Source organism: Ferrovibrio terrae, assembly GCF_943371255.1.
Lineage (GTDB): Bacteria > Pseudomonadota > Alphaproteobacteria > Ferrovibrionales > Ferrovibrionaceae > Ferrovibrio > Ferrovibrio terrae_B.
On the sequence record NZ_CALRUC010000170.1, the window covers coordinates 1 to 5,994 of the forward strand.

At 62.5% G+C, this 5,994-nt stretch carries 8 protein-coding genes and 1 pseudogene; 8 read left to right on the plus strand and 1 reads right to left on the minus strand.

Annotation, left to right across the window (positions count from 1 at the left end; genetic code table 11):
- The 4 genes from AAG799_RS21830 to AAG799_RS21845 all read left to right on the plus strand — a co-directional run.
- Nucleotides 1-471 (plus strand): UPF0262 family protein (locus tag AAG799_RS21830; protein WP_341899152.1); only part of this gene is annotated, 471 nt, incomplete at its 5' end.
- An 8-nt stretch (nt 472-479) separates the two neighbouring features.
- A complete protein-coding gene (locus AAG799_RS21835; RefSeq protein WP_341899153.1) occupies nt 480-911 on the plus strand; it encodes an arsenate reductase ArsC in 432 nt (143 codons plus the stop codon).
- Between the two features lie 85 nt (nt 912-996).
- The gene (locus AAG799_RS21840; RefSeq protein WP_341899154.1) at nt 997-1,389 is read left to right on the plus strand and encodes a hypothetical protein; all 393 of its coding nucleotides are present in this window, start codon (nt 997-999) and stop codon (nt 1,387-1,389) included.
- 73 nt (nt 1,390-1,462) lie between these two features.
- Nucleotides 1,463-2,224 (plus strand): SIMPL domain-containing protein, encoded by a 762-nt coding sequence (locus tag AAG799_RS21845; RefSeq protein WP_341899155.1) that lies wholly within the window; start codon nt 1,463-1,465, stop codon nt 2,222-2,224.
- Here AAG799_RS21845 and AAG799_RS21850 read toward each other — a convergent pair whose 3' ends face one another.
- Nucleotides 2,225-2,860: a VOC family protein gene (locus AAG799_RS21850; RefSeq protein ID WP_341899157.1), complete on the minus strand. Its 636-nt coding sequence runs from the start codon at nt 2,858-2,860 to the stop codon at nt 2,225-2,227.
- A gap of 235 nt (nt 2,861-3,095) precedes the next feature.
- Here AAG799_RS21850 and AAG799_RS21855 point away from each other — a divergent pair, with 235 nt between their 5' ends.
- From AAG799_RS21855 to AAG799_RS21870, 4 genes and pseudogenes are all read left to right on the plus strand, one after another.
- The gene (locus AAG799_RS21855; protein ID WP_341899158.1) at nt 3,096-4,322 is read left to right on the plus strand and encodes a GAF domain-containing sensor histidine kinase; all 1,227 of its coding nucleotides are present in this window, start codon (nt 3,096-3,098) and stop codon (nt 4,320-4,322) included.
- A 74-nt stretch (nt 4,323-4,396) separates the two neighbouring features.
- Nucleotides 4,397-4,951: a hypothetical protein gene (locus AAG799_RS21860; RefSeq protein WP_341899160.1), complete on the plus strand. Its 555-nt coding sequence runs from the start codon at nt 4,397-4,399 to the stop codon at nt 4,949-4,951.
- Nucleotides 4,952-5,000: 49 nt separating this feature from the next.
- Nucleotides 5,001-5,642, plus strand: a complete 642-nt coding sequence (locus AAG799_RS21865; protein ID WP_341899162.1) for a hypothetical protein — start codon at nt 5,001-5,003, stop codon at nt 5,640-5,642.
- Between the two features lie 257 nt (nt 5,643-5,899).
- Nucleotides 5,900-5,994 (plus strand): annotated as a pseudogene (locus AAG799_RS21870) (translation initiation factor IF-1); the annotation flags it as partial.

Below are 5,994 nucleotides of genomic sequence, written 5' to 3' on the forward strand. Positions count from 1 at the left end.
GCCCAGCACCGTCTCATCGAGGTTCTGCTCGACGAGCGCAGCGTGGTGCGGCGGTCGGCCGATATCGACCATGAACTCAAGGTCGCGATTTTCGACCTGATCGAACAGAATGTCTTCTCGCCGGTCGGTGCCCATAACGAGCAGGGCCCGTTCCAGCTGATGCTGGGCATCGCCGACAACCGGCTGGTCTTCGATATCCGTGACGATGGTGCTGCGCCGCTGGGCAAGATCATTCTGGCGCTGTCGCCCTTCCGCAAGATCGTGAAGGACTATTTCGAGATCTGCGACAGCTATTACCAGGCCATCAAGCGCTCCTCGCCCTCGCAGATCGAGACCATCGATATGGCGCGGCGCGGGGTGCATAACGAGGGTTCCGAGCTGCTGCGTGAACGGCTCAAGGGCAAGATCGACTGTGATTTCGATACCGCCCGCCGGTTGTTCACGCTCATCTGCGTCCTGCATATCCGGTAAGCGGCGAGATGGAGGATCGGCTTCCCGGCAGCGTGCTGTTCTGTTGCACCATGAACAGCGTCCGGTCTCCGATGGCCGAAGGCATGCTCAAGGCACTGTATCCCAAACAGGTCTTTGTCGATTCCGCCGGCGTGCGCAAGGAAAAGGTCGATCCGCTGGCCGTCGAGGTGATGGACGAAATCGGCCTGGATATCAGCAAGCACCGCTCGAAGAATTTCGACGACCTGGAAGACAGTTCGTTCGACCTCATCATCTCGCTGTCGCCCGAGGCACAGCACACTGCCGTCGACATGACCCGCACCATGGCCTGCGATGTCGAGTTCTGGAACACCTTCGACCCCACCATCGTCGAGGGTACGCGGGAACAGCGACTCGCCGCCTACCGCGAGGTGCGCGATTTTCTGCAAAAAAAGATCCGCGAACGCTTCATAAAACGCTGATTGCCCGGATTTTTTGACCTGCATCAAGGTGGGTCTCCCCGGCTGCCGTCAAACTCGGGCAGTCAAGAAGCGGAGACTCCCCCGAATGCCCAAGTCCCATGCCGTCGTCTGGCTCGATCATGTCGAGGCCTGCATTTTCCACTTCAATCGCGAGTCCGCCGACAAGACGGCGCTGCACCGTCACCCGCATAGCCCGCGGCACAAGCATGGTGCGCTACGTTCCGGCCGCGATCCGGACGATATCGCCTTCTTCCTTTCCATCGCCCAGGCGCTGGAAGACACCCGCGAGGTTCTGCTGGTCGGGCCCGGCGCGGCCAAACTGGAATTCCTGCGCTATGTGACGCGGTCGCAGGCCTGGCTCGAGCGTATCATTGTCGGCTGCGAAACCGTCGATCACCCGACTGATGGCCAGCTGCTGGCCTATGCCCGCAAGTATTTCCATGCCAAGGACCGCATGCTGCCGCTGCTGACCAGCTGAAGCCAAACGCGCCTCAAAACGGCCATGGTTTGTCTGGTATGGTCTGCGGACCAGAAACCGATGGACCCCTGCCATGACCGCCCACCGCGCCCGCTCACGCTTTGCCGTTCCTGCCCTTGGCTTGCTGCTGCTCGTCGCGGCCGCCTGCGACAATGCCGGGGCGCAGACCGTACAGCGCGCGCTGCCCGATGATGCCACGCTGCTGACGCTGTCGGAAAATGCCGAACGCGATGTAACGCCCGATACCATGCGCGCCCGCCTGATGGCGCAGGCAACAGCGGAGGCGGCCGCCACCGCGCAGGCCAGCGTCAATGCTGCCATGGCCCGCGCGCTGACCCGCGCCAAGGCGCTCGGCCTTGAGGTCGAGACCGGCAGCTACAACACCTATCAGGAAAACCCGGTACGGCCGCAGACGCTGCCGGCCGGTGCCAAGCCGCCGGCACCGTTATGGCGCGCGCAGCAGAGCCTGCTGCTGACATCGAAGGACGATGCCAAGCTGCTGGAGGCCGTGGGCGCCTTGCAGGCCGAGGGCCTGGCACTGCAGGACCTGGGCTACACCCTGTCGCGCGAGCAGCAGCGCGCACAGCAGGATGAGATGTTTGCCGAGGCGCTGCAGCGTCTGGCGGCCCGGGCCGAAAAAGCCGCAGCGGCGCTGGGCCTGCGCTTCGAGGGCTGGGCTCGGGTCGGTCTCAATGGTGGTGTGACGACACGACCGGTGATGATGAAGGCGATGGGCATGTCGGCCCGGGCCGAAGCCGCGCCGCCGGTGGCCGCCGCCGGTGAACAGACCATCAGCGTCACCGTCGATGGCGAGGCCATCCTGCGCCGGCGCTGATCAGAACAGTTCCTTCAGGCCCGCGGGAGTCTGGATCTGGGCGTGATAGCGGAAGCGGTCGGCCTGCCGGATTTCGGGCGGTCTATCGATGCGCAGCGTGCGATACAGTGTCCGGACCTGCTCTGGGTCTGGATGGTCGATGATCAGGGACTGCAATATGGCGCCGCGATCGGTCATGGTTGCCATGGACGGCGGTTTGCCCTGCCGGTCGATCACCGATGGTGCGATCCCGCCGAGCGGCAGGGAGCCGTCATCGGGCACGGCAAAAAAGAACGGCGTGCTGCCACTCAGTTCAATCTTTCTGCCCAGAACAGCTTCATGCTGCGGCAGAACGGCATCGATACCGGTGCTGCGCGCCACCCATCCGCGCAGGCGAAAACCGCTGTCCCAGTCCGCGCGCACCGTCGCCTGGTCATCGAGGCCGAACCAGCGCGGGCGTGCCGGGCGCGGAGCAGCAGGATCGACCGCGATGATCTCCAGATAAACGCTGTCGCCCAGCCGAAGCAGATGGTTGTGGGTGCCCATATACGGATGCTGCCGGCCGAACGGCACATCGATGTCGAGGCAGTCCCGCACATGGGCCACGCCGTCTGCCAGAGAGGGTGCAATGACGGTGATGTGGTCGAGCTGCAGCATGGGCTTCCAGTCATAAAGGCCAGCGGCTGCAGGGGTCCAGACCCGGCGACGCGGCATCCTGCGCGGATTCAGGACAGGGTTTCTATTTGCGGTCTATGCAGGCAGGCGGCTAATCGACGCAGGCCGGTAATTAACCATAACTGGATCAGTGCGTTAGGCCTTGCCCCCCGACGGAAGAACGCTTGCCGTGGCGGAATACCGCCTCTAAATAAGATCGCCTTCCGAAGAGATATCCGTGCCTGCTGCACCGCACCCATCTGACGAAGCCGCGCGCCTGAACGATCTGCGCAGCTTCGCGATCCTCGACACACCCTACGATCCGCGGTTCGATCGGCTGGTGCGGCTGGCGGCGCGCGTCTTCGGTACCCAGGGTGCGCTGGTCACGCTGGTCGATACCGACCGCCTGTGGTTCAAGGCCCATACCGGCATCGATCTGCGCGAACTGCCGCGCGAGCATGGCTTCTGCGCCTGGGCGATCCTGAGCGACGAGGTCTGCGTCGTCGAGGATGCCTCGCTGGATGCGCGCTTCAGCGACAATCCCTTTGTCACCGGTCCGGCCGGTCTGCGCTTTTATGCCGGCGCGCCGCTGACCAGCCGCGACGGCCATAACATCGGTACGCTGGCGATCTTTGATTCGGTGGCGCGCCGCTTCGATGCTGCCGCGCAGCTGCAGCTGCAGGAATTCGCCGCCCTGGTGACCGACGCAATGGAGCTGCATCGGTCGCTGACCGAAACCGAGGCTGCGCGCGAGGAAGCCATGCTGGCTTCGCGTTCGAAAGGCGAGTTCCTCGCCTTCATGAGCCATGAGTTGCGCACGCCGCTGAATGCGGTGATCGGTTTTGCCGAGATGCTGGAAAGCGAGGCCTATGGCCCGCTCGGCGATGCCCATTACAAGGACTATGCCGGCCTGATCGGCCAGGCCGGCAAGCATCTGCTGGAAGTGATCAACGCGATCCTCGATCTCAGCCGCATCGAAGCCGGCAAGATGACGCTGACACTCGACAAGCTGAAGGTGGTGGACGAGGCCGATGCGGTAATCTCGCTGCTGCTGACCCAGGCGCGGCAGAAGGAGCTGTCTCTGGTGATGGATGCCAGCCTGCATGCACTGCCGGTGCTGCATGCCGATCGCAGCGCGTTTCGCCAGGTTCTGCTCAACCTGATCTCCAATGCGATCAAGTTCACGCCCGCCGAAGGCCGCATCGTGGTGGCCGCCATGTTCGATGCCGACAGTATCCGCATCAGCGTCAGCGACGACGGGCCGGGCATCGCGCCGGCCGATCTGCTGCGGCTGGGCGAGGCCTTCTACCAGGCCGGCCCGAAGAACCAGCGCCGCCAGGGCTCCGGCCTTGGTCTGGCGATTTCGCATCGCCTGATGGCGCTGCATGGCGGCCGTCTCCACATGGCCAGCGAACTGGGCCGCGGCACCACGGCCACCATGGTCTTTCCGCTCAAGCATAGCTGACATCACTTCGTCGCTGGACAGGCCTGTGGCAGGCGCGTAACCAGATGGCAGTGTCGGTTTTGGGAGGGCATACGATGTTGCGCGCATTGCTCACGGCCATTCTTGCCATCGGCTTCGTGGTTTCAGCCCAGGCGGCCGATCTGGCCAAACCCAAGGGCGCAGTGGTGCTCACCGTGCATGGCGCGATCGCCAATACCAATCGCGGCGCGCTGAACGACTTCGACGACGCTTTTTTCAAATTCGGCAATGTAAGCTTCGATGCGGCGGCGAGCTTCGATCTCGCCATGCTGGAAAAGCTGCCGCAGAAAACCCTGACAGTGAAATACGACACCTGGCCGAAGGCCTATACATTCCGCGGTCCGCTGCTGGCCGATGTGCTCAAGGCGGCGGGAGCAAAAGGCCAGACCATCAAGGTCTTTGCCATCGATGGCTATGGCGCCGAAATCCCGCGCACCGATCTGGCGCAGTATCCGGTGCTGCTGGCGCTCAAGGCCGATGGCAGATACCTCGGTCTGGGCGGTCGCGGCCCCACCTGGGTGGTCTATCCGCGCGACGGCAGGCATCCGGGCCTGCAGGCCCATGACGATGCGAAATGGGTGTGGTCGGCCATCCGGATCGAAGTTGAGTGAATTCTCCGCTATATCGGCATTGAAGGAATGAAAGGGCGGGATGATGGGATTGCGTGATCTGTTGCGGGCATGCTGCAGTATTGCCGCTGCGGCATGGCTGGCTGCTTGCGGCACACCGAATGTTGGCACTGACTATGTGCTGTCGGATGCCGGCAATAAGGGCGTGGTGGTCGGGTCGATCACCTATTCCGGCTCTTATGCCGGTTACGAGGTTCATTACCGCAAAGTCGGTGACACTGCGGTCCGCGGCTTCTTCCATTACGGCATGAGCAAATACATGGCGATGCCGCGCATGGGCAAAAGCGATATCGCCGAGCCGGGTGTACGCGGAGATCTCTTTGCCGCCGAATTGCCGGAAGGCGAATATGAGGTTCATGGTTGGCAGGTGAGTCAGGGCACGACCGCGACCTCGACACAGACTCAGTCCTTCAGTATCCGCTTCACGGTGAAACCGGGCGAGGCAACATATCTCGGCAATTATCATTTCACTCGCACCAGCCGGTCGCTGAATCTGGCGACGGGTTTCGAAGTGACGGCGAAGGACGAGGCTGCGCGGGATCTGAAGATTTTTGCCGAGAAATATCCGCGCCTGTCTCAGGTCGCGGTAACGGCGGGTATGGAGCGCGGACAGCGATACGAGCAGATTGGCGGAGCCAGCCACACCACCATCGTTTTCGTGACGTATTATTGATACACTCAATAAGTGTATTATTTTTTTATAAAAAACCTTAGATAGTATTTTCCGGCTTGGCGGCTGCGCGCGCGCGGGACTCGCTAGCGAGGTACCGCCCGCCAGGGGCCTTTCCGGCCGCAACCATGCGTCTGGCACTGCTTGATTTTCTGGGCCGCCGCGCGCATGTTCTCGCCCGCGCTTCAGGCGCAGCTGATGGCCGTGCCGTTCCGGCGCGCGACTACCGTAAAACCGAGCTACCGTAAAACAGAGGCTGAATGGCGAAGGAAGAATTGCTGGAATTTCCCGGCGTTGTGGACGAATTGCTGCCCAACGCGATGTTCCGGGTCAAGCTCGATAACGGCCACGAAGT